Source organism: Terrimonas pollutisoli (genome assembly GCF_029360765.1).
Lineage (GTDB): Bacteria > Bacteroidota > Bacteroidia > Chitinophagales > Chitinophagaceae > Terrimonas_B > Terrimonas_B pollutisoli.
In genome coordinates this window covers 89,786-114,468 of sequence record NZ_JARKNA010000018.1, presented here as the reverse complement: position 1 = coordinate 114,468, position 24,683 = coordinate 89,786, and the positions used below count along the sequence as shown (strand labels likewise).

At 41.9% G+C, this 24,683-nt stretch carries 14 protein-coding genes; 3 read left to right on the top strand and 11 right to left on the bottom strand.

What is annotated here, in order from left to right; genetic code table 11:
- Nucleotides 1-242: 242 nt before the first annotated feature.
- The 5 genes from P2W73_RS21730 to P2W73_RS21710 form a co-directional block, all read right to left on the bottom strand.
- Nucleotides 243-8,999 carry a T9SS type B sorting domain-containing protein gene (locus P2W73_RS21730; protein WP_276504213.1) on the bottom strand — a complete coding sequence of 2,919 codons (8,757 nt, stop codon included), beginning with the start codon at nt 8,997-8,999 and terminating at the stop codon, nt 243-245.
- 84 nt (nt 9,000-9,083) lie between these two features.
- Entirely contained in the window at nt 9,084-10,124 is a 1,041-nt protein-coding gene (locus P2W73_RS21725; RefSeq protein WP_276504212.1) for a PorP/SprF family type IX secretion system membrane protein, read from the bottom strand.
- Between the two features lie 305 nt (nt 10,125-10,429).
- Nucleotides 10,430-10,891 carry a hypothetical protein gene (locus P2W73_RS21720; protein ID WP_276504211.1) on the bottom strand — a complete coding sequence of 154 codons (462 nt, stop codon included), beginning with the start codon at nt 10,889-10,891 and terminating at the stop codon, nt 10,430-10,432.
- 195 nt (nt 10,892-11,086) lie between these two features.
- Complete coding sequence (locus P2W73_RS21715; protein WP_276504210.1) at nt 11,087-14,074, bottom strand: T9SS type A sorting domain-containing protein; 2,988 nt, start codon at nt 14,072-14,074, stop codon at nt 11,087-11,089.
- Between the two features lie 391 nt (nt 14,075-14,465).
- Nucleotides 14,466-15,272 carry a LuxR C-terminal-related transcriptional regulator gene (locus tag P2W73_RS21710; RefSeq protein ID WP_276504209.1) on the bottom strand — a complete coding sequence of 269 codons (807 nt, stop codon included), beginning with the start codon at nt 15,270-15,272 and terminating at the stop codon, nt 14,466-14,468.
- 109 nt (nt 15,273-15,381) lie between these two features.
- On the opposite strand from P2W73_RS21710, the gene P2W73_RS21705 reads away from it, so the two are divergent.
- Nucleotides 15,382-16,020 carry a helix-turn-helix transcriptional regulator gene (locus P2W73_RS21705; RefSeq protein ID WP_276504208.1) on the top strand — a complete coding sequence of 213 codons (639 nt, stop codon included), beginning with the start codon at nt 15,382-15,384 and terminating at the stop codon, nt 16,018-16,020.
- Nucleotides 16,017-16,742: a response regulator transcription factor gene (locus P2W73_RS21700; RefSeq protein ID WP_276504207.1), complete on the top strand. Its 726-nt coding sequence runs from the start codon at nt 16,017-16,019 to the stop codon at nt 16,740-16,742. Before P2W73_RS21705 ends, P2W73_RS21700 begins: the two co-directional genes overlap by 4 nt.
- A gap of 101 nt (nt 16,743-16,843) precedes the next feature.
- Here P2W73_RS21700 and P2W73_RS21695 read toward each other — a convergent pair whose 3' ends face one another.
- Nucleotides 16,844-18,949: an alpha-ketoacid dehydrogenase subunit alpha/beta gene (locus P2W73_RS21695; protein WP_276504206.1), complete on the bottom strand. Its 2,106-nt coding sequence runs from the start codon at nt 18,947-18,949 to the stop codon at nt 16,844-16,846.
- A 179-nt stretch (nt 18,950-19,128) separates the two neighbouring features.
- Between P2W73_RS21695 and P2W73_RS21690 the strand changes: the two genes are divergently transcribed.
- Nucleotides 19,129-20,166, top strand: a complete 1,038-nt coding sequence (locus P2W73_RS21690) for a DUF4421 domain-containing protein (protein ID WP_276504205.1) — start codon at nt 19,129-19,131, stop codon at nt 20,164-20,166.
- A gap of 72 nt (nt 20,167-20,238) precedes the next feature.
- Here P2W73_RS21690 and P2W73_RS21685 read toward each other — a convergent pair whose 3' ends face one another.
- From P2W73_RS21685 to P2W73_RS21670, 5 genes are all read right to left on the bottom strand, one after another.
- Nucleotides 20,239-21,513, bottom strand: coding sequence for a M16 family metallopeptidase (locus tag P2W73_RS21685; protein WP_276504204.1), 1,275 nt, complete (start codon nt 21,511-21,513; stop codon nt 20,239-20,241).
- A 2-nt stretch (nt 21,514-21,515) separates the two neighbouring features.
- Nucleotides 21,516-21,827 (bottom strand): type II toxin-antitoxin system RelE/ParE family toxin, encoded by a 312-nt coding sequence (locus P2W73_RS26560; protein WP_369127536.1) that lies wholly within the window; start codon nt 21,825-21,827, stop codon nt 21,516-21,518.
- On the bottom strand, nt 21,785-22,003 hold the full coding sequence (locus P2W73_RS21680) for a hypothetical protein (RefSeq protein WP_276504203.1): 219 nt from the start codon (nt 22,001-22,003) through the stop codon (nt 21,785-21,787). The genes P2W73_RS26560 and P2W73_RS21680 overlap by 43 nt, the downstream gene beginning before the upstream one ends.
- Nucleotides 22,004-22,031: 28 nt before the next feature.
- Nucleotides 22,032-23,270: a M16 family metallopeptidase gene (locus tag P2W73_RS21675; RefSeq protein ID WP_276504202.1), complete on the bottom strand. Its 1,239-nt coding sequence runs from the start codon at nt 23,268-23,270 to the stop codon at nt 22,032-22,034.
- A gap of 132 nt (nt 23,271-23,402) precedes the next feature.
- Nucleotides 23,403-24,596, bottom strand: coding sequence for an aspartyl protease family protein (locus tag P2W73_RS21670; RefSeq protein WP_276504201.1), 1,194 nt, complete (start codon nt 24,594-24,596; stop codon nt 23,403-23,405).
- Nucleotides 24,597-24,683: the final 87 nt, after the last annotated feature.

The following is a 24,683-nucleotide window of genomic DNA, read 5'->3' as shown; positions in this document are numbered from 1 at the left end:
ATCCGGCTTTCGCCAAAAAATTCTGCTCTAACTCAATACTAAACGGAACAGGGGTTAACCCAGGATGGAAGTGCGGAGATTAATGGGATAGATGGATGAGCTGAGATTGCCCGCGCAATATAGAATACAAAAGGCAATAAAAAAATACTCTCAAAGGAGACAAGATAAAGAAATACCATTTGATTGAATAATGCGTGGGCATTAGTCACTTAAAAGCTTTTTCGGGTTTACATTGACTCACTTTATCTCACAATCATAATATTTCCTTTGGTTTCTACTACCTGGTTGTTATCGCAAACCATCGCAAGGGTGTACACATATACATCAGGCGCTAATGGCTGCCCTTTGAAAGTTCCATTCCAGCCTGCGCTTTTATCATCCGTATTAAAGTTTTGTTTTTCAAAAATCAATTGACCCCAGCGGTTATATACCCGCAGATATTTCACTGACCGTATGCCATTTCCTCTTGGATAGAAAATATCATTTACCCCATCACCATTTGGTGTAAATGTATTCGGCACAAAAACACTTTCATTGTTGCACAACAACGTGATTGTGCGGGTATCACTTGCTTCGCAATGATGATCATTTTTAACTGTTATCTTATAAGGTATGTCTTCTCTGGGCATTGCTACCGGGAAAGGACAGCTGATACAATCAAGGTTGGTTGATGGTGACCAATTATATTCTTTCACATCGGTGCTATAGGTTGGCAGTAATGAAAAACTGCTGCCAACCATTACTATCGTATCCTTGCCAGCATCAACTATGGGAAGTGGAATCACATCTACCACGATATTGGCGGTTTGCGTAAAACAATCATTAGCACCATAGGCTTTTACAGTGTAAGTAACGAAACCAGATGCCGGCGTTGCTTTGACGACAGCACCTGTTGATTGGCTAAGTCCCTGGCCCGTCCATTCATAACGCACAGCCCCGGATGCCTGTAAGTTTACACTGGCGCCTGCGCAAACAAATGTATTGGCGCTGGTAGTTAAAGAGAAGGGCTGAATCACCTTCACAAAAATGCTATCAATGGCCTCACAGCCGGCTGCATCGGTAACGGTTACATAATAGCGGGTGTCTGTCGCCGGGTTAGCAACAGGGTCAGCAATAGTGGTGTTGCTTAATCCACCAGCCGGAGTCCATTGATACCCTGTCCCTCCCTGTGCATTCAATGTGGTGCCTGTACCCGCACATATTTTTGCCTCTGCTCCATTCAGTCCTGGTACAGGTAGCGCTGCCACTTTTAATGCATGCTCAACTGTATCTGAACAACCGACAGCATTTGTTGCAATCAAACGTATCGTATAATTGCCGGCAAGCGGATACAACTGAGCCATCGGGTTTTGAACTGTGCTTGTTGCATTATTTCCAAAATCCCAATTCCATTTAATGCCGGTAGGATTATCTACCTGTCCTGTAAAAGAAGTGCTGGTTCCCGCACAGATTTGTGGCAATCCTTTAATGCTTGCGGTCGGCGTTTCACTTACTATAATCGTTTCCGAACTTTCGCTTTTACAACCATTGGGTGTTGTCACTTGTAGTTTTACAATATAAGTTCCGGGCTGCTGGTAAGTGAAAGATGGATTTCTTTGAGAAGATATATCGGTTGCAATGTCGGTTCCAAAATCCCATTGCCAGTTTACGTTCACAGTGTTATTGGTAAAATTTACTTTCAACGAACCACAACCTGCTTTTGTACTCGTTGTAATCTTTGCATCAGGTAAGGCAGTTACATTAATCGTAATGGAATCGATAGCCGGTTGCACCGTGCAACCGTCACTTACGGTTAGTTTATATTTCGTTGTTGTGATCGGACTGATCGTAATGGAGTTACTATTGCTATTCGATCCGGTCCAGCTATAGGAGTATGGTCCTCCGTTACCACCTGTTACTATGGCTGAAATTGTTGTACTGCCTCCACTACAAATATTTTTATTTCCGCTCAAGGTAACTGTCAACGCCGGCCTTACAGAAATAGTTGTGATAATGATACTATCGCAGCCATTCAATGTTTTTAATGTATCCCTATAAACACCGGCAGCATTTACAATTTTACCTAATGGCAGCGTATGGCTTTCACCATTGCATAGCGTTATTGATTTTTCTTCTTTGGTTGCATTGTTCACCTGCAGGTTGATGGTGTAATGCAGACTATCGCAGCCACGGCTATTGTGTAATGTGTCAAGATAAATTCCTGCCGTATACACTAACCTACCCGAAGGCAGTGCATATTCCTGGTCTTTACAAATTGCAGGATTAAGCGTTTGTTTTTGTGGCGCATCAACAATTACTGTAATTGTGCTGACAAGGCTGTCGCAACCAGTTATTGACCGGGCCGTGTCTTTATAGATAGCCGCTGTACTTACAATACGGCCTGAAGGTAACTGATAAACATTGCCCTGGCAGATATAAGCTGTTTTTGTTTCCTGCAAAGGGGCCGTTACTTTCAATGTAATGTTTGTTATCAAACTATCACAGCCGTTGGCATAGCGAAGTGTATCCCGGTAAAGGCCATTCGCATTGACAATCCTTCCCGACGGCAGTGTGTAAGTTTTGCCGGAACAGATGATAGCATTGGCCGTATTGACAATCGCATTATACACTTTGAGATCCACTGTTGTTATCACACTGTCGCAACCACTCTTATACCGCAGTGTGTCATTATAGATGCCTGTAGCGTTCACTCTTTTACCTGAAGGCAATGTATAGTTACCGCCGCCACAAATAAAGGCATTACTGTTTTTGCGGGCAACTGATTGCATTGTCAGATCAATAGTGCTGATCAAACTATCGCAACCAGCAACATTGCGAGCTGTGTCTTTATAAATAGCAGTTGTATTCACCTGCCGTCCTCCTGGTAAAATATAGGACTGCCCTTCACATACAAATACTTTTTTATTTTCGATTATAGCAGTGCCTATACTTACGGTAATATTACTGATCAGGCTGTCGCAGCCATTTACATATTTTATAGTATCCTTATAAAAACCGCTGCTACTAACTACACGACCGCCGGGCATGGTGAAAGTTTTACCGAAACATACGGAAGTAGTATATGTATTTACAATGGGTGATAATATTCTCAGGTCAACAGTCGTGATCAAACTGTCGCAGCCCGCCCTGGCTTTTAAGGTATCGCTGTAAACCGCTTGGTTCATTACCGTTTTTCCGGATGGCATCGTATAGGACTGCCCTTTACAGAGCGTTACTGATTTATTTTCACGTTTTACATTGGCAACTGTAAGATTAATTACGCTGATAATACTGTCACAGTCCCGAATATTTCTAACGGTGTCGGCATATGTATTTGCGGTTGTAACCATTTTCCCGCTAGGTAAAGTATAAGATTGACCTGCACAAATGGAGACATCGGTATTGATCCGCTTAATCATATCTACAGCAAGCGTAACCGTAGTGATGAGGCTATCACATCCGCGGATATTTTTCAATGTGTCTTTATAGGTAGCTGCCACGGTTACAAACCGGCCACCGGGTAATTGATATTTTTGACCTTCACATATAGTGGCTTTGACAGTGGCTGTCTTAAAAGAATCAACTTTTACCATCAATGAATCGCGGAATGTGCAGCCGCTAAGGCTGATATCCACCCAGTACACCCCTGGCTTTGTAACACTGAATGTTGCGGAGGTTGTCCCGTTCTGCCATTGATAGGCGCTGGCGCCGCTAACTGTAGCGTCGGCAGTGTAAGGCATATTGCCCTGGCATACTGTTATATCTTTTCCCAATGGCCGCAGATCAGTGCTCACGACCAGGAATGAATCACGGATGGTACAACCATTCAAATAGAGATCAACCCAATAATAACCTGGCTGACTAACTTCTATTGAATAAGTAGTAGCACCTGTATTCCATTTGAATTGCTCACCGTAACCCCGATTGCTATTGAGTGTTACCTTGTCTACATTACAAAGGGCGACGGTTTGCAAATCTTTTTTAGCAACTGGGTTGATCCAAATGTTCACGGTATCACGGGCTACGCAACCTTTATAGGTTATCTCCACCCATGGATTTTGTGTATAGGTCCATGTTGCTGTAGGCTGCGTGCTGCCATTGTACCAATAGTAGGTAGCGCCGCTATGTGAAGTAACATCATAACTTATGCTGGCCCCATTGGTGCAGATAACCGTATCTCTTCCAAGATTAACCGCAGGTCTTGCCGGAATGGTTACAGATTGTGTTATGGAATCTTTTTTACCACAGCTTGTATTGGTAACGATCAGTTTTACATTATATGTTTTCGCTGTTGTTAATGCGGGGTAAAAGAACTTTGGTGAAACAGCATTGCTCTTTTGATTGTTATAACCAAAATTCCACTCGTATTTGATATCAGAACCATAAGTGCTGAAGTTGGTAAAGGTTACATCACGGTCTTTAGTGCAATCAAACTCGGGTGTAAAGTTGGCAACCGCAATGCAGTTAGCTGCCGGAAGACAAGTGTCAGCATGTTTTACTGCTGAAATATTTAAATCAATATCGCCCGTCACCTGGTAATAGTTACTAATTAGTTCCGGAGTGAAAACCTGGATATAATAACTATTGCCCGGCGCCAGGCATTTGTAGGTATTTCTTGTGAGTGCATCCTGCACGCAGCTTTGCTCCTGCATGGCACCACAGGTTCCTGTCATCATCCGGTATTTTATATCTGTACTGCCGGCATTTGTTTTTTCATTGATGTAAACGGTTACATCAAGTGTGTCTTTTCCTCCGATATCGAGCCTGTACCAACTGGTTTTGTAATCTGAAGTTTTACCTCCTGCCGGGCAGGTAAGGGTAGGATTGAATTCGCCATAATCAGTTCCGATGGTATGGCAATCTACCGTGACCGAAACCACTTTAGTGCCGGCGCCATTCAGGTTGGTAACCATCGGTGCGCTGCAAAAATCGCCGGCCTGTGGTATGATTTCGATTTCAGGATATACATCTTCATTGAGTGCATTACAGCCCGGTAAAATGATATAGTATGTGCCGGGTGAAATACATTGTTGTGCCCAATTGCCATTGTTGTAATAAGTGGTAGTATAGGGCATATGCTGTAAACCTGTACTGGAGGAGTCATTGTCCTTTATTTTCCGGAACAACTGGATATGATCGTAGTAGTATTGATATTGGCCTTTAAAGAATGCGGCATATCTTATTTGCCCGGTAGTGGTAGTGGTAAACTTATACCATAATGTTTTCTGACATTGTGTATAGGCATATAGCGGATCAGGCAAATCCCGCGTGGCGCAAGTGAAATTATCCGTTGCTCCTTTTTTCTTACCGCTATTGACCGTGCTCATATCGTTGGCCTGGCTGTAATGGTCAAACTTTGTGGCAATAGCATCCGCCTGGTCAAGCAATACCGATACTTCTACCTGGTGGTTGGGATTCATATCATGCACGTTGCCGTAGCCATAGGGATTGCGATTTTCCACCAAAATGTAATAGCGGGTAGGCTTGAAGCTACAAGGGTCGTTGTAAAAACTTATATCATTTAAACTATTGCAATAATAGTAGTAATAAAGGTTGTGGCCTACAAAACTCAAACCCTGCAGTAGCGTAGAATCTACCAATCCGCTACTTACCACCGAACTAAAAGGCAGTCCTCCATCCACATCGCTTTTATACACTGCGAAGGGGTATTGCCAGGTTTTACCGGCCGTTTTATTATCCACCTTTATTCGTACCGTTCCGGGTTGATTGATCGTAAAAGTGTACCAAAGATTACGCCGGTCAATCTCGTAGTATACGGGAGATTTGGCATTGTCAGGATGCATCACCACATTATCACCTGCTGTATATATTTCAGGATTGTATTTTGACATACAGGCAGCATCGGCGGGATCTTTTTCCTGGGCCCCGGTAGTGCAATAAAAGAAATCGTTGCTGGCAGCCCGCCCCGTATTCAACGGATTTTTATCACCCGGCTTGCCATTATACCAAATACTGTCAGCTTTAATCGTTCCAAAATCGTATGAATTTGATGCATGATCAAAACGGCTATAGCCTACCTGGTCAATATAAATAGTTGGTGTTACGGTATGGCATGTATAGCTGGACGGCGCAAAAAATACCAATGTGTATTTACCGGGTTGCAGTTTACAAATTTGAATTTGTCCGCCTTTATTTAAGCAGGTTTGGAACGGTTGATCTGTTTTTAATTTAGTTGAATCCTTTGTTCTTACGTCAAAGTCATAAACAGCGCCCCAAAGCCCATCCGGGATTTCAAGTTGAACAAAAGACTCCTGAGTTGTTTCAAATACATAGAACGCCACTTTCACATTCTCCGCGTTGCATTTTTGCATATACTGCCTGATAAATGCGGTATCCTCCGTGCAGTTTAAGTTTTCCTGGTCAAGTGTATATTTTTTATAGGTAACCGGATAGGCTGCTGTATGCCCGGTTTGCGGCCCCCATTGTATCAGGTAAGGTTTTTTTGTAACCGTATCAACCGATGCTTTATGGGGACGATTAAATTGAGGATCAGGACAGGGCTTGGTAAGCCTTATATAAAATCCATTTTCCTGGCCCAACTCTCCGAAATACGAGTCACTAATACTGCTTCTCGTCGGTTCAGCAAATGATGGCCCTCCGCCATACGATACCACCGTGTACCAGCCGGCAGGCAATGCGTCACATTGCCCATCACTATTTGCACTGGTGAAACAAGTCCATTTAGTGCCCATGGTCTTCAATGTTGCGAGGCCATCAGTGGCCTTGCCTTTAAACAATGAGTATCTGCCTGAAAAACTTTTGCCGTAGTAGTAGTAATAATTGGTAATGTAAACCAAGGCAGGTTCGTTGAGATAAAACTGCCTGTAAGCTAGTTTCTGCGTTGGTTTACCAGCATTATCGTTGCAAGGGGCCAAACCATCTATGGTAGCCGGATTATCGTAGCAGATAAAAGTGTCCACGGCACTCATTGTTACCCCGTCTGAACCTAGCTGATCCCAAAGACTGCCCATATCCAGGGCTGTAGCGGGACTGGCAAATTTTGCTTTTGTTTTTCGAGGCGTCACTTCAACTGTTGATTCCAATCTCATTCTATTGTCAAGCGAAACCAGCGTATAAGTGCCGGACGTGATGCAGGCATACTTGCTTTCATATCCATTAAGGCATTTCGTATAAGGAGTAAGCCCCGTAATTTTTTCCGGATAATCAAAGGCCGATTGTGCGACAGCCAGGTCATTGGCATTTCCTTTATATAACTTGGCAATCCATGTCGGGGATGGCAACTTTATCTGTAACATGAAACTATCTGTCACTTCAAATTCACGATAAGAGGCTTTGGTCATTGGTTCTCCATAAGGTGACTTACAAATCCCATTATCGTCTGGCAAAACAGTATTGGCGCAACCAAAGGTATCTTTAGCGGAAACATATTGCTGGTAAGCAACCAATGGCTTCATTACACCAGCCACAGCATTCAGTTTATCAAATTTTCCGGAGGCGCTGAGAGAAAACTTATTGGTCGTTATTTCCGTTATGGCCTGAATATTAACAGTAATAGCATTTCCAAGGTTTCCCATTATATTCATGGGATATGCTGAAGTATAAAGATGACCGTAATAGTAGCCACTCTTTCTTAAATCAAAAGTTGTATCAACTCCCATCACCTGCAACACATAATCGCCGGGATCAAGACAGGTCATGCTCAGGTAGCTGACGGCATCCCCAATTAGATTTACTGTATCGAGGTCTGTACACGCAGTTGTTAATTTCTGTCTATACAAACGGAGCAAAGGCCCGGGGCTTCCTGTATTAACCGATATATTCAGAGAAGAAGTACCGGAAAGCTTAAAAGAAAAGAAACTGCTCATGTTATAATTCCATCCACTAACGTTGATTCCTTTTACCGGTAATGTTTTTGGACAATTGTATAAACTGTGCCTTGCATTGCAGGCAAAGTTGTCGGTTGCAGTATTGTTAGTTCCATATGCACTGGCTGAAAGTGTACCCATATTATTTGGGGTGGACAGGGTTACCGGTTGAGGACCTTTGGTAGCAGCAGTACCATTCCAGGCTACAGCCAGCCGCATGGTGCGCATAAAATCTTTGTGATATAAAAACTGGATCGTGTAGGTGGTGTTTGTTTTAAGCTGACCGCATTTATACATTTTTTGATCGGGGTAATAGCCGTTGGTTTTCATACTATCACACCCGCCGAGTAAAGTCAATGAGCCAACTGATGTTGTACTAACATCGCCTTCATAAATGCGATAACCTACTGTGTAAGGGTCGTCATAATAATTAGTAGTGTAATTTTCAGATAACAACACACTAAACCAATCAAAATAATCCGGCGTTTTAAAGGTATGCCAGGTACTCTTTGTAAAATCTTTTAAGGAACCGTTGGGCGAACAGTTTTCAGCAGCGTTATCCAGTGTTTGGCATTCCACATAAAAATCAACCGCCGTTATCTTATTCGTACTCACCTTGCCAAATTTTTGTGCCGTGGAAGGTTTATCATACAAGGCGGGAGATGGTTCCGCTATTTCCACAGTTATATAAATCTTACCGTTTGCCGCATTATTGCCAGACACCTGTACCAGGTAATCACCCGTTTCAACACAAGGATGAAAGGTGTTACCGAAGGTTTCAATGGGAGTAAGTTTAGTACTGATCTGCCCATTGAGCGGTACGCAATTACTGGCCTTATAAACGGCAAAGCCAACATTGCCTGCTTGTATGGCGCTACCGGGTTGAAGCAAGCTCACCCTCATACTGCGTGTAGTGGGAACGCTGAACTTGTACCAAACACTTTTTTTGTTCAAACCGGCCACGGTAATGGATGGTGCGAAAGATTCACCTGTTTGCTGTGTGGCGGATGTCATATCTTGTTGCGCACTGGTGAATGTGCCTAATGCATAACCGCCATCGCCAATGGTAATAGGCGTTGCATTAGCGCAATTATCGTTTGCCGGTTGTGCATTAGATTTTATAGATTGAAAAAGAAAGATCAGCAAAAGAAAAAATATTCCAATCCTTCTCATCATCTTAGTTCGTAAAAAGCTTACCCGGTTACAGAAATTCATGGTGGTGAGTCAGTTTATGGCTGGTGATTATACTTTGATTTTTTAAAACCGGGGACATCTCATGTAGGAAATTGTATTACTCCTGGTGAACGCCCGGTAGCTTAATGATAATTCGTATCCGCCGCGACCACGACTGGCTACTTTCAGATCGGAGATATTAATATCATAGCTAAGACCTATATCAAAATGATTATAAGAAAGCTGTACTTGCGGGATCAGGGCATCATTCACCCGCATAAAAAGACCAGCACCGATTGATGCATTGCTAATACGGCTATCACTGCCCAATTGATCATTGAAGGAATAAAATAAAATAGCGCCGCCAACTGTCTCTCTATAGTTCGCCTGCATAAGATGATTGGCCTCGGCTTGTAGTGAAATGAAATCACTTAAGCTGGCTCGTACACCGGCATTGAATTGCCATTTAGGATCAAGTTGTATTCGCCTATCGGAAAGAAAATTCGCTTTGGGCTTATTAAAATGCCAGAGTGAGGCGCCGAGATAATAATTGGTGGCTTCGCCAATGCTACTATTATAGCTAAGACCCGCCGCAAAGTCAGCAAAACTTCGCCTCATGCCGGTAAAGCTCTCACCCGAAAAAGCAGCCGGGTCATATCGCCCATTATTATACTGGTTGTCGAAGGTTAAATATTTGCCATCAAACTGGCGTTGTACAATACCTGCCATAAAACCAGCTGACAAATAACTGCTCTTATTTTGACTTAAACTTTTATGATAGTTAAGCGCAGGCATCAACTGCAATGTTTTTAATCGCATGACTCCGGCAACATCATAAAAGCAGCTAAGACCTGTGGTTATAAAATCATCATTATCTCCGACAGCAAACTTGTATTCCCCGCTCAATGCAGCGGTCTGGTACGGATAGCCGATACTTTGCCATTGGTTTCTATAAACAGCCTGGAAACGGGTGTCACCCGTAAAAATGCCGGCCAGCGCAGGGTTGCGCAACAAGGGAGTGCTTGAAAATTGTGACAGGTGAATATCCTGTGCATTGCCATTTATAAGCGATGTCCAAAAAAAGATAGCAAGAGCTGTCCCTTTTGCGAAAGACGGAATTCTCATTTTACAGGTTCGTTTATCAGTTATCAGATTGGTTTCTGATAGTACAGATCAGGTTTGTTCGAAGGAAATGTATTCGAGAGGCTGGCTGTCATGGATAAATAATCGAAATAACTGGGTGCAGACATTAGTTCATGTCTTCATAGAAATCACCGGCAAGTGGAGATTTATGCTAAGCTATTGGATAGAGCGGGGCTAAAATAGAGTCTATTTTTTTATTGTGCAATACCAACTGATAAGTTTTTTGTGGCAAACTAAAAGAAAACAATATTCTTTGAAGCTCTTGCCCACCTCTTTTTTGCCAGGTATTAGTCTCCTTTAAGCTTTTTAAATCTTTCCCCATTGATAACAGCGTAATTTTCGTCTGTCACTACAGTAACACCCATCAGGTCATACTTTCCCGTTGGATAATTGCCATTAGCGCTTTCACCATACTTTACCAGCAGCGTTATTCTAAAGCGGCCATTATCGCCTTGTTGTTTTCGCACAATGCCCTTGTCATCACAATCAAGCCAAAACTCCATGGGAACAGGGGCCACCTGGTGAGGTTGAAAAAAACCGGTGCCATCCAGGTTGAGTTGTATAATGGGTTCTTCCCCATTTTTCCCCCACTCATAGGTATATTTTCCCAGTATTGGTTTTAAGTCATCTGGGATCTGTTTGGTAACGGTGTAAACAGTTCCTTTTAATTCAATTTTCTCCACGGCGCTTTGGGCCTGTAATAAAAAGCAGGAAATAGAAAGTAACTGTGTAAAAATTATCTTCTTCATAAATTAAGAAGTTCATTGTTTGATGAATTGTTTCCGTTCATTAATAGTTTCACCTTTCAGTTCCTGGTAATACATGCCGCTGGCTAATCCTTTTATATCAACAGATAGGGAAGTGCTGACGGGTGATAAAAGAAACTTAACCCTTGACCTTGATTGAATAATTACTGGGTTTCGCTCCGATAGTAAATTTCAATTTTATTGTTTGATGAATGGTTTTCGTTCATTAATAGTTTCTCCCTTTAGTTCCAGGTAATACATGCCGTTAGCCAATCTTTTTATATCAATAGATAGGGAAGTGCTGCCAGATGATAAATTCCATTGCTGTTGCCTGACTATTTTTCCAGCATTGTCAATGATCCTGGAGCAGACTTGTTCCGGCCCGTCAATGGTTATGGTAAGGTTGGCATCATTGCTAACAGGGTTGGGATAAAAAAGAACGATGTGCTTTTTATAGTCAATGGGCAAGGCAATGATTTTGGAATAAGTAAAGCGGCCGTCAATATCTGTTTGTTTAAGCCGGTAATAAATAACCGATGCGCTTAAAGAAGTGATATCATTATCGGTGAAATGATATTGATGAACGCCGGGTTGGTTGACTGCAGCTATATTTCCAATAGTGATATAGGTTCTGCCGTCTGTGCTTCTTTCAATATCAAAAGAATGAGTGTTTTCTTCATCAGTTGTTTTCCAGGTGAGGAGGCTGCTGCTGTTGATGAGTCGCCCTTTGAATTCTAATAGGGAAAGTGGTAAGGGAAATGCATCATTTAAAAGTGAAACAAGACCAAAATCCCTTCCCCCTTCCGTAAAAACATTTCCTGCTAAATAAATGCGATCAGAATAGAGTTTTAAAGCGTATGCTTCCTCATTGCCTTCTGAGAAAAACTCAATACTCTTTTTGCCGTCACTGTTAAACCCAGCATCCAGGCTGCCGTCTGTATTGTAACGAACAAGGACAAAGTCATTATTGTTGCCATTAAAACTTGTTCCTCCTGCCATAATCTTTCCATCGTTTTGGATCACTACCGACGTTGCCTCATCCAACCCTGATCCTATAGCGGTTATTAGTTTACCGTCGCCATCAAAACTATTATCCAAAGAGCCGTTCGCATTATAACGGGCCAGTGCGAAATCATAACTGCCTCCGTTTAAAGTTCTTCCTGCCAATATTATTTTTCCATCTGCCTGGATAGCTATAGATCGAACTAAATCTTCAGACGTGGTAATAGAAGTAACTACTTTACCTCCTGTTCCAAAAGAAAGGTCGGGTGTACCGTTTGTATTGTAACGGGCTAATGCAAAATCCCAGTTACTTCCCGTAAAAACCTGGCCGGCAACCACTATTTTTCCATCGGTTTGAATAGCCATCGAAGTTGCTTCATCGCTATCTGGTCCTATTGGAGATGTAAGTTTGCCGTCGCCGTCAAAACCGGCATCCAGGCTGCCATCCGTATTATAGCGGGCAACGGCAAAATCAACGCTGCTCCCGGTATAACTATTCCCAGCCAGCAATATCTTTCCATCGCTTTGTATGGCTGTCGCTCTGGCTACGCCGTAGCCGGCACCGAAACTGGTGGTTACCTTGCCATCACCGTCAAAACCGTCATCCAGGCTGCCATCTGTATTATAACGGGCAAGGGCAAAATTATTATTACCTCCAATATTAGCGTATCCTCCCGCAATTATCTTTCCATCGCTTTGAATAGCTATTGAACTGATGTAATCATGTGATGTACCAATCGACGTTATAGTTTTCCCATCTGCATCGAAACTGGCATCCAGGCTGCCATTGGTGTTATAACGAGCAAGAGCAAAGTCATAGTTGACACCGCTATACCCTGCCACAACAATTTTCCCGTCATTCTGAATGGCCATTGACTCAGCATATTCATTAGATGAATTTATTGCTATAACCAGATTTCCATCGCCGTCAAATCCGCCATCCGGGCTTCCGTCTGTATTGTAACGGGCCAGGGCAAAATCATTACCGCTTTGACCGGCTACTACCAGTTTTCCATCGTTTTGAATGGCGATTGATCTAATTAAACCCCCAATCGAAGAGGCCAGCTTTCCATCGCTGTCAAAACTTACATCAAGACTGCCGTTCATATTAAATCGTGCAAGTGCAAAAAAATTGTTGCTACCATTATTACCGTATCCACTGGTTACAATTTTATCATCGCTTTGGATGACGATTGAAACAATTGCGTCGTGATAAATGCTCATGGAAGTTGTCAATTTTCCATCACTATCAAAACTAGCGTCCAGGCTGCCATTTGTATTATATCGGGCAAGGGCAAAATCATAATAGCTTCCGTAACTATTTCCCCCAGCCACAATCTTTCCATCGTTTTGAATGGCTATCGAACTTATAGCATCGTAAGATGAACCTATTGCTGTTGTCAACTTGCCATCCCCGTCAAAACTTGCATCCAGACTACCATTCGTATTATAACGGGCAAGAGCAAAATCATAATTGGCCCCGCTTATATGGCTATATCCGCCTACAACAATTTTACCGTCAGTTTGTAAAGCAATTGAGGCTGTTAAATCATCGGAAGATCCGAATGAGGTTATCAACTTGCCGTCGCCATCAAAATCTTCATCCAGGCTGCCGTCTGCATTATAGCGGGCAAGTACAAAATCATAATTAGCTCCAATTATGCCAGCTCCGCCCACCACAATCTTTCCATCACTTTGGATTGCAATAGAACTCGCCCAATCATCCTGTGTACTTACAACAGTCACCAGTTTACCATTGCCATCAAACACCGGGTCCAAACCGCCATTGATAGTGAGCCTCGCAAGGGCTATATCATTAAGACTGATGTTGCTGTACCTGCTGCCTGCCAACACAATTTTACCGTCATTTTGTATGGCCATAGCGCTTGTGCTTATACCAGCGATATAAGCTATTCCATCGCCGTCAAAACTTATGTCAGAACTACCATCCATATTAAAACGCATCACAATGGTAGAGTTGGAATTACCCCCGGCCCCGGCTACCACAACCTTACCATCAGCCTGTATCGCGACAGACGATGCCAGTTCAGTAAGTCCATTATAGTTTTGTATGTTGGTAAAAACTTTTCCTCCATTTCCAAAAGCAGGATCCAAAATACCAGCCTGAGAAAATCCATTTGCAGAAAATATCAATAAAGCGATTGTTGTAAAAGTTCTATTCATGGTCTTTTATTAAATCAATACGGTGTTTAAAAATTCAACGCTTACTGGTTTTTACTCAGGATAGTAAATTTCAATTTTGCCGGACCTTGCAGCAACAGGAATAAACCCTTTTATCCGGGTGTTTTTCCCGTTCTTATTGCTTTCAACAAAGGGTGGGAGGGTTTTAAAAAATAGTGCCTGTGCTACAGGCATACATTGCTATAACAAGCTGTGATATTCCGGGAGGATATAAGAAGATAGTGCGAAACTAAAAGGGGAATAAATTTGAAACAATACCTATAACTCGGTATTTATTTAATACTAAGGCCTGCCCTGGTTTTTAACGCAAGCAGAAAAGGCTCTTAAAAAAGAATGCTGACTTATTAATCACAAAGACTAATGACTGGCTTGTTTAAATCCATCCTTTTTTGATGGCAGTAGAGGTAAGAGCTGCCGTATTGATGCAGCCGGTTTTTTTAAGCAGGTTTTTACGGTGTGTATCCACCGTTTGTTTACTGATGCTACACACCCGGCTAATATCCTCACTGCTTTTACCGTCAGCAAGCAAGTAAAGTATTTCGTGTTCCCGCCGGGTTAACCCTGAAACACGGGTGCTAACTTTCTTTTTCACGTCAATATCCAAATAGGAAGGTTCTCCGTTTAAACCGATAAACGATAATACCGGTGTGCCGTTTTGTTTTAAATGGGAAATGTCGGTATGCACCCCAAATGTGCGCAACACAGGATTATCATTATTATATTGGATGGTAACGACCTGTTGTAATATGCGTATATATTCCCCATTTTTTTTCTTAATGCGGTAATCATAACGCACTTTGTAATTCGGAATCTGCTCCTGCGACAGAGTGGAAAAAAATTCCATTACTTTATTTTCAAAATTCAAAAACCAGGGTTGATCTTCAGGATGAATTGTATTTATAAAAAACGGAACATCAATTTCTTCAGTAGTGTAGCCGAGAACATTGGTAATCTCCTGGCCGAAAAAATCAAAAATGGCCTCTTTTACATTAAAAATGTAGTAATAATAATCACCCACCATAAAAAAATTCAACAACCCTTTATAGATCTCCAGTTCGAATTTCAGCTCCTCTTCGGAGGCGCCATTTGCGAGGCGTTTCCATATTATACCGGCTTCTTTAAAGTAATCGGGTTTCATTGCATTTCCTTTTTGTTTATCAGGAGCCAGCCAGGCCGTCATGAGACATTAACTTTTCGCAAATTAAAAGTCCAGCGGCTTTTGGGAATACCTACAAATGAGTATTTTTAAAAGAAAGACCCTTGCTGAAATATGTTTACCAAAAATTGAAATGATAAGCCACGAAACTCATAATAAATTAATGACCGGGATAGACCGTCTTTTTCCGGGGCAAATTAAAGTGTATCGCCTTGACGGATTGAAAAATAGTTTTATCAATCCTTCGGCTTCCCTGCTTCACCGCCATTTCAGGGAGCCGCTAACAGAAGCCATGCGGCAGCAACTGGCCAAAGAAATAGCCGGCTTGCTGGCGGATAAAGAACCGGGCGAAACCTATAGCTTTTTTTACCGGTCGGTTAATAAGAAGGGCGACTATGTTTGGCATATCACTGCCAGCCGGCTTAATAAGAATAGTAATAACGTGCCGGAAGAGGTTGTAATGTTCACCTACGACCTGGATTTCCTGGGCGAAATGAAAAAAAGGCTGTACCGGGTTTTGGAAAATGACGGATTTTTCAAAGAAAATTTCAATAAGGTTTGTTCGCTTACCAAAAGAGAAAAAGAGATAGCAGGCTTGCTGGCCAACGGCATGAGCGGCCGGGAGATAGCTGCTGCTAAATATATTTCCCTTCATACCGTCAATACACACCGCAAAAAAATTAGTGATAAACTCGCTATTCATAATTTTGCCAGCCTGCTGAAATTTGCCGAAGTATTTGATTTAACCGCCACCACCGAATACAACCAATGAGACCTGTATTAACGAACCGTGAAATAAATGATATCAGCAGCCAGCAGGTTTATACCCTGGAACGAAAAATACATAAGGGGGAATTTTCTATTGAATCGGTTGGCGATTATTTACCCGGAAATGTGCTGGTAACCGATCTCAGCAAACTGGCTACCGTATATATGAACAAAAGCGGTTGCAATATCCTAAAGCATAGTGTGGAAGAATTGGAAGCCCAGGGCCCGGAATATTTTCAAAATTTTTTTGTGCCGGAAGAGATCAATTATATTGTTCGTACTTATTTGGATATGCAGCAAAAACAAAACCCCGCTGGCATCTTCAATTTTGTGCATCGTGTAAAGGCGCCGGCTAAACCCGCTTATAAATGGTATTTTGCTTCTGCAAAATTGCTTTACACGCCAGGTGAGATTGTTTCAGATAAAGTGATCGTTATTGTAAACGAAGTGAATTCGCTGGGCACTATCGCCAAAAAAATAAACAGTGTGCTGGAGGAAAGTGATTGGATGAAGAAAAACTTTAAAAAATTTTGCAGCCTCACAAAACGGGAAAAGGATATCATTATACTGCTGGTGAATGGGAAAAACAGTTCTGAAATTTCTGATGCCCTATTTATTTCAAAACTTACCGTCAATACCCACCGGCGCAATATTGCTGCAAAACTGGAAGTAAAAAATTTTGCCGGGCTTTATAAGTTTGCGATAAATTTCGGGCTGGTCAATTAAGCGGGTTACAAATCTTTGGCAGATGTTTTTTTGATATTACCTTTTTTGTCAGCGATGATCAACTAGTGATTTAGTTTCATCCAATCTCCCCAAAGAGAGACTTAATACCCAATTAATTTCTGAATTGTATCTTCCAACCTCGCCTTCGCCAAAAAATTTTGCTCTAACTCAATGCTAAAAGGTATAGGAGTATCTAATGAAGCGCAGCGCATCACAGGTGCATCTAACAGATGAAAACAGTTTTCAGCGATCCACGCAGCGATCTCACCACCAATGCCACCAGTCAGTGTGTCTTCATGTAATATTAAAATACGACCTGTTCTTGCCACGGATGCACGGATAGCAGCATAATCAAGCGGCAATAATGTTCGCAGATCAAGAATGTCTATCGAAATTTCAGGATGTGCTGCCGCATAATCCCCGGCCCAATGCACGCCGCTGCCATAGGTAATGATGCTGAGCTCATCGCCTTCTCTTACATGGCGGGCTTTACCAATTTCTATTTCATAATAGTCAGTTGGCACAGGCCCGCTAACACTTCGGTATAAGGCTTTGTGTTCAAAAAATAATACCGGGTTTGGATCATTGATAGCAGCTATCAACAATCCCTTTGCATCCATCGGCGTGGAAGGATAAACTATTTTTAAACCCGGTGTATGTACAAACCAGGCTTCATTGCTTTGGCTGTGAAAGGGCCCGGCGCCAACACCGCCACCAGTTGGCATTCGTATAACCACATCTGCATTTTGTCCCCAGCGGTAATGCAGCTTAGCGAGGTTATTGATAATCTGGTTAAAGCCTACCGTTACAAAATCAGCAAACTGCATTTCCATCATAGCTTTATAACCTTCAAGACTCAGACCCAATGCAGCACCAACAATAGCACTTTCACAGATAGGCGTATTTCTTACCCGATCTTTTCCAAACTCAGCTACAAAACCTTCTGTAATCTTAAATGCACCACCATATTCAGCAATATCCTGGCCCATTAAAACCAGGTTAGGATGTTGCTTCATTGATTGATAGAGGCCTTGTTTAATAGCATCAATCAACCGGGCCTCCTCCCCGAACTTCGTTCCTAACATTTGGTTACCTCCCAAAGAGGAGGCCACCATTGCACCTGCCTTGCTTAATGAAAATTCGCTATTAATGGCTGAATTGTCGATAAGCAGGGGCTGTGTTTTGGTTTCTTCCCCTTGGGGGGAGTTAGAGGGGGCCGCGTAAATATCTTTGAGTTCGTTTTCTGTATCAACCAGAATCGGCGGCGCATTAAAGCCAATAGCTAATTCTGCTTCTATCTTTTCTTTGAGATCGTTTTTAATATTTTCTATATCCTCGGCAGAAAGAACATTTTCCTTCAGAAGATATTGCTCATAATTTTTTACCGGGTCTTTTTTCTCCCACAACTCAAACAGATTTTGAGGAACATATTTGGTACCACTCGCTTCCTCATGTCCACGCATGCGGAAGGTCATGGCTTCTATTAAATATGGTTTTTGATACTTGATGCAATATTCTCTTACACCTTTGATGGTATCATATACACCCAGCAGATTATTGCCATCTATCTGCACGCCTTCCATGCCGTAGCCTTTTGCCTTATCCACTAAGCTGATACAGCGGTACTGCTCAGTGGTTGGTGTGCTCAAACCATAACCATTATTCTCAATTAAAAAGATCACGGGTAAATCCCACACCGCTGCTACATTCAGCGCCTCGTGAAAATCGCCTTCACTTGTACCACCTTCGCCCGTAAAAGCCAGGGCGACTTTTAATGCTGAACCTTTCGAAGCGTTGCGAAGTTTATGTGCCAGCGCCACGCCATCTGCAATCGCCAACTGGGGACCCAAATGTGAGATCATGCCACACACATGATGCTCGCTGCTACCAAAATGAAAACTTCTTTCTCTTCCCTTACTATAGCCTTGTTGAGAGCCCTGCCATTGCATGAATAATTTACTTAATGGCATGTTGCGGGTAGTAAATACTCCAAGGTTGCGATGCAACGGCATAATCCATTCATCCTCATCCAGCGCTAATGTAGCTCCCACCGCTATTGCTTCCTGGCCAATGCCACTAAACCATTTGGAGATTTTTCCCTGGCGCAAAAGGATCAGCATCTTTTCCTCTATCATCCGGGGATAAAGAATGCTGTGGTAGAAATGGATAAGCTGGTCGTTGGATAAGTTTTTTCTGTCAAAGGCCATACTGCGAATTTCAATGATTACAAAATTAGCCCCCATCCCCTAAAGGGGCGGTATGAATCTCATAAAACTATCTAATATTCTTATGACTCCGAAGACATAATATCAAATTAAACCGCTCCCACATAAATCCGGCATTATTTTTTGGTTATCTTACAATTCGTTTATTAACCCTGGCAACTATGTTAAACCAACTGAAGAAACTGAGTGTAGGATTTTTATTGCTGGCTGCTCAATATGCATTTGCCCAAACCGGTAGTGTCAATGCCGACGATCAATATTACACTACGTTTGAAGAACAGCTGACAACACGGCTTTATCTTGCTAAAAAATACACTTCACTTATTATGAAAGCGCCAAACGAAATACAGTCGTTGCGCTATCGTCCCAATAGTTTAACCACCATGGGTATTAATGCGAGCTATAAATCCCTGTCGTTAAGTTTTGGGTCAGGCTTTGGTTTTCTGAATCCCAATAAGGAAGAAAAAGGCAAAACCCGTTCATTCGACTTCCAAACACATATTTATACCCGTGATTGGGTAACGGATGTCTATGCACAATTTTATAAAGGTTATTATCTTTCACTCGGTGGCCCCGAGGGAACGGCGGATAAAAATTATTATAAACGGCCGGACATAAAAGTAAACTTGCTAGGAGCTTCGGCCTATCGTTTATTGAATGGTGAAAGATTTTCTTATCGTGCCGGGTTCTTACAAAATGAATGGCAAAAAAAATCAGCCGGCTCGGTGTTGATCGGTGCTGAAATATATTATGGAACGATGAAAGGAGATAGTGCATTGGTCCCATCGCATTTAAATGCATATTATCCGCAACAGGGAATCCATCGGGTGAGACTGTTGGAATTGGGGCCCGGCGCTGGTTACGCCTACACAGCCGTATGGCAGGAAAACCTTTTCCTTACCGGCAGCCTAACCATCAATGGCGATATTAGCATGGTAAAAGAAGTGTCGGCTACAGGATCGGCTAACCGAACTTCCATCAGCCCGAATGCAACATTGCGGGCCGTTGCTGGTTATAACAGTGAGGAGTGGGCCGCTACCCTATCGTGGCTACATAACTCTACTGATGCAAAAGGAAAATCTTCCAATCATGAATACAGTGTAAAAACAGGTGAATTTAAAATTACACTGGCCAAACGCTTTACACCGGGCAGTAAATTGAAAAGAAGATTAGATCCTATTGTTGAAAAAATGCCCTGAAAAAGCCATGAGCACCGAGCTACGAGCCGCGAAACTTAGAAATTGATAAACTATTTTATTACAAACCAGCTCTTAAACCACCACCAATTCATAAAAATTCTCTGGCAATAAATATTTATTAGCGAGTTCCTGCAATTCTTTAGCCGAAATATTTTTGATCGTATCAATAGAATGATAAAAATAATTTTCGTCCAGGTTGTTCAGGATAATATTCTTCCAACGTGCAATGATATGAAAAGGTCCGTCGAGGTCGCCCAACACGGTTCCGATCAGGAAATTTTTAACCAGTAACAATTCATCTTCTTCTACCAGCTCTTCCCGCAATATTTTCATTTCTTTATACACTTCGGTAATGGTAGCCTCACACACATCTTTGCCAGCCTCTGTACTGATCATCCAGGCCGCATCATGCAGGTGATTTTGAAAATAGCTGTGTATGCCATACGTATATCCCTTGTCTTCCCGGATATTATCCATCAGCCTTGAGCCAAAGAATCCGCCAAACACAGTATTCAACACCTGGGCCTTCGTGTGATCAGGGTGGTGACGATTTATAAACGGCCTTGCTATCCGAATAGAGCCCTGTACCCCTTTTGGATCATTTGAAATGCGGAAGTTTTTTTCGGCGGCAGGATGGATGGCAAACTGATTTTCTGTCACCGGTTGATTGGTCAGATCACCAAAATGCTCATTGAGCAATTCTTCTAAATTGTTGGGTAATCTACCAGCAACAAATAGGACGAGTTTTCCCTGCTGGTAATATTTTTTATAAAAATCAAGTAACTGTTCCCTGGTCAGTGCATCAAAGTCTTCTTCTTTGCTGAAGCGGCCATAGGGGTGTTGTTCGCCATACAAATAGACATCGATCAGTCTGCCCGCAACAAAATCACTTTTTTTCAAATTCACCCGCAGACGTTGTTTCATATTCTGTTTTGCAATGGCCAACTCCTCCTCGGGAAAAATAGAATCGGTAAGCAACTCTTTTACTACCGGTAATAATTCCTGTATATGTTTGGTAAGACAATGCAGCGTCACGGAAGCTGTTTCGCTATGGCAAGTTCTGTTGAGATAGGAACCATAGTATTCAAAATGCTCATTGATCTGGAAAGCTGTTTTTTTCGAGGTTCCGTTTTTCAGCATCAGGTTGGTAGTAGCGGCTACCAGGTTTTTATCTTCATACCAGTTACCGGCATAATACACCCATTCCACCAACATTACATCTTCTGCTCCTGCTTCGATGGTATAGACATCTATATTATTCTTTAACGTAATTTTTTTATAGGGCTTTAAATGCAGGTCGAAATTAACTGCATCAACTATTTTTGGCGCCAGTGTTCTGTTGACCATATTTATTGTAATAAATCTTTTAAATGCGGATTGTTTTTTAAAAGCCGTGCACTGTGATGTATGGATAAAATAAAAATATCCGGATGCGAAAATCTATAGATAATCCTATATTTTTTAAAAAGTAATTCGCGGTATTGGTTGCCTGGAAGCTCCGGAACAGGTTTTCCTATTTCTGGAAATTTTGTGAGAATTTGAACCTTAGTATAGATGGCTTCTACCAACAATCCGGCTTGTAAAACAGAATCCAATGAAACATATTCCTTAATATCAATTAAATCGCTGTTTGCTGATTCTGACCAGATGATGGAAACCATGCTTTAATTATTTCTTTCATTTGCTCGTTTGTATAAACTCTGCCTGCTTTAATATCTTCTTCGGCGTTTTCTATTTTTTCGAGCAGGATCAACCTTTCCAATAATACTTCTATCTCCACAAATTCATCCTCAGGCATTGCCTCTATGGTTTGAATTATCTTCTCTTTTGTAAGCATACAATAGTTATTTATTCAAAAATACAATTTAATCCCCGGAGCAGTAATAGAGAGTATTGCTATTCTCCCTCCTGAATATATTCCGGCTTTCATCTAAAATATCCTGCACAGTAACAGCTGCATATTTTCCCAATTCTGTGTTCATTAATTCTGCATCACCCAACAATTCGTAATAGGCAAGACTATTGGCCCGGTTCATCACACTCATGTCTTCAAAGGCGATCATGCTTTCGGTTTTGTTTTTTACCTTTTGCAATTCTGCCTGTGTTACAGGGTTTTGTTTTAACTGTTCTAAGACTTCTTCTACTGCTCTTTCAGCGTCTTCAATCTTTACGCCTTTCACCAGCTTTCCTTCAATGGCAAGCAAACCGGCATCCGTACTGCCGAAATGATGACACTCGATATTACTGAAGAATTGTTTTTCTTTTACCAATGCCTGGTATAATCGTGATGAACCACCCCCACTTAAAATTTCTGACAGCAAATCGGCGATATAATATCTCTTGTCGAGCCTTGAGTATATGTGCCAGCATTTATAAAAAGCATCCAATGGCACATCTGCTTTTACAGTCTGCCTTCTTTCTTCATTTTGTACAGGTTCCGGCAAAATGTTTCTTTCATATTTTTCACCGGCAGGTATATCGCCAAACCATTTTTCTGCCAGCTCTTTCACTTTTTCTACCGTCACGTTGCCCGCTACAACCAGGATTGCATTCACAGGCCGGTAATGTTTAAAGAAAAATTTCTTTACGTCATCGAGCTGCGCTGTTTCGATATGTGAGAGTTCCTTACCGATGGTCATCCAACGATAGGGGTGTGTTTTATAAGCCAGTTCCCGCATCTTGTGCCAGGCGTCTCCGTAAGGCTTGTTGAGATAATGTTCCTTAAATTCTTCCACCACCACCTTACGTTGCACTTCGAGGCTTTTTTCGCCAAAGGCAAGGGATAACATCCTGTCACTTTCTAACCAAAAACCCGTCTCAATATTCTCCGCGGGGATTTGTAAATAATAATTGGTAAGATCGTTCGTAGTATATGCATTGTTCTCCCCACCGGCCATTTGCAAGGGTTCATCATAGTTTTCAATGTTGACAGAACCTCCAAACATCAAATGCTCAAATAAGTGGGCAAATCCTGTTCGATTCGGATCCTCATCTCTTGCACCAACATCATACATGATATTCATCACGGCCATAGGGGTTGACTCATCACGATGAACGATGACACGCAATCCGTTGGCCAACGTAAATTTTTCAAATTGAATCATAGCTTGATAACAGCGGGTAAAAAAGAAAGTTTAAACCTTTAAATACAAGGTCTCAAAAGTATTAAACTCAACGGATAAACAATTGAATAGTTTGCGATGTTAAATGGAGGCCAACCAGGACCGATGTTTTAATTAAAATATACTTTTCACCTTCATCTCGGCTTGAATCAACTCTTCACCGCGGCGCAGGATGAGCTTGACTTTCGTATTTGGTGCAAGCAGCGCAGTTTTATATCTGCTAAAATTTTGAGACATGTCATTATTCACTGAAATAACGATATCGCCTTGTTTAATACCGGCCAGTTCGGCAGGGGAGCCTTTAGCTACGCTACCCATTTCTATCCGGCCATCAATATAATACAGTTCAATGCCGGAATAAGAGTAATCAAAGGGATCACGGTAGTGCGAATTCGGGACCAGGTGAATATCTCTTTTCGGGTAGTTGAAGATCACATTAAACCGTCGCAGCAAATCATTGCCGATCAAACCAGCGAGGTATGGATAAGAAGTGACATTAAAAGCATCATCAAAAATATAGGTGGGCACATTCCGAAACCTGTAAGGACCCAACTTAAATTCTTTCACGATCGTCAGGTTCATGCTTACTTTCCCACCTATTCCTTCCCCATCTTTGGGCCATAGTTTTCTTTTTTTCTGTATTAATGCGCTGTCGTTGACAAAATCTTCAGAAAGCATCAGGCAAACACCGGCGCCAATATCATGTAAAAAACGGGCCTGGAATGTCCCCTCATCTTTGATCCTTCCAAATTGAACGGGTAGCGTACTGATGATTGGTTTAAAAAGATAACCGCCGCGTGGATATTTAATGGTACCCTTGCTGCAGATATTTATTTTAAGACTATCATAATTAATTTTTATAATATAACGACTCAATAATGAAAACCCGATAATGCCGTCGATCTGTTCACCATATACACTGGTGAGCACGGAATAATCATTAACATGAAAATTTAAGCTGTCAACCGTGAGATTGGGGAAGCGAAGTTTTCGGTTATATAAAAACCCTACTTTTTTTATACCGGCTATACCACGGATAGTGCGGTCAGAAGCTTCCGGGTTTAATTTGAAATAAGCTACCGTGGTTGAGTCGAGTGAGATGCCGCTACTCCCACTATCCAAAATAAAATTAAGCGTATCGGGAAAATCATCCAGTTGGGCTTGTAATATCACTACACCCCCGGTCAGCTGCGTAAATGGAATGGTAGTTAGCGTCCTGGAAGTTGGTTCTATAAACTCCTCCTGAGCACTGGCAAATGATACGGACAGCAGCAGCACGATAAATAACTTTAGTTTTCTCCTTTTCATATGGTGATATCGGCAATTTCGACTGTAATCAATGTTTTGTGAGACAAGCAGAATGGGTAAAATGACGCAAAGCCGCTCATGTTCCAA

What these genes read in the sequence shown, in the direction of transcription:
- P2W73_RS21730 (WP_276504213.1), bottom strand. Translation starts at nt 8,999, where the DNA reads ATGAGAAGGATTGGAATATTTTTTCTTTTGCTGATCTTTCTTTTTCAA.
- P2W73_RS21725 (WP_276504212.1), bottom strand. Translation starts at nt 10,124, where the DNA reads ATGAGAATTCCGTCTTTCGCAAAAGGGACAGCTCTTGCTATCTTTTTT.
- P2W73_RS21720 (WP_276504211.1), bottom strand. Translation starts at nt 10,891, where the DNA reads ATGAAGAAGATAATTTTTACACAGTTACTTTCTATTTCCTGCTTTTTA.
- P2W73_RS21715 (WP_276504210.1), bottom strand. Translation starts at nt 14,074, where the DNA reads ATGAATAGAACTTTTACAACAATCGCTTTATTGATATTTTCTGCAAAT.
- P2W73_RS21710 (WP_276504209.1), bottom strand. Translation starts at nt 15,272, where the DNA reads ATGACGGCCTGGCTGGCTCCTGATAAACAAAAAGGAAATGCAATGAAA.
- P2W73_RS21705 (WP_276504208.1), top strand. Translation starts at nt 15,382, where the DNA reads ATGATAAGCCACGAAACTCATAATAAATTAATGACCGGGATAGACCGT.
- P2W73_RS21700 (WP_276504207.1), top strand. Translation starts at nt 16,017, where the DNA reads ATGAGACCTGTATTAACGAACCGTGAAATAAATGATATCAGCAGCCAG.
- P2W73_RS21695 (WP_276504206.1), bottom strand. Translation starts at nt 18,949, where the DNA reads ATGGCCTTTGACAGAAAAAACTTATCCAACGACCAGCTTATCCATTTC.
- P2W73_RS21690 (WP_276504205.1), top strand. Translation starts at nt 19,129, where the DNA reads ATGTTAAACCAACTGAAGAAACTGAGTGTAGGATTTTTATTGCTGGCT.
- P2W73_RS21685 (WP_276504204.1), bottom strand. Translation starts at nt 21,513, where the DNA reads ATGGTCAACAGAACACTGGCGCCAAAAATAGTTGATGCAGTTAATTTC.
- P2W73_RS26560 (WP_369127536.1), bottom strand. Translation starts at nt 21,827, where the DNA reads ATGGTTTCCATCATCTGGTCAGAATCAGCAAACAGCGATTTAATTGAT.
- P2W73_RS21680 (WP_276504203.1), bottom strand. Translation starts at nt 22,003, where the DNA reads ATGCTTACAAAAGAGAAGATAATTCAAACCATAGAGGCAATGCCTGAG.
- P2W73_RS21675 (WP_276504202.1), bottom strand. Translation starts at nt 23,270, where the DNA reads ATGATTCAATTTGAAAAATTTACGTTGGCCAACGGATTGCGTGTCATC.
- P2W73_RS21670 (WP_276504201.1), bottom strand. Translation starts at nt 24,596, where the DNA reads ATGAAAAGGAGAAAACTAAAGTTATTTATCGTGCTGCTGCTGTCCGTA.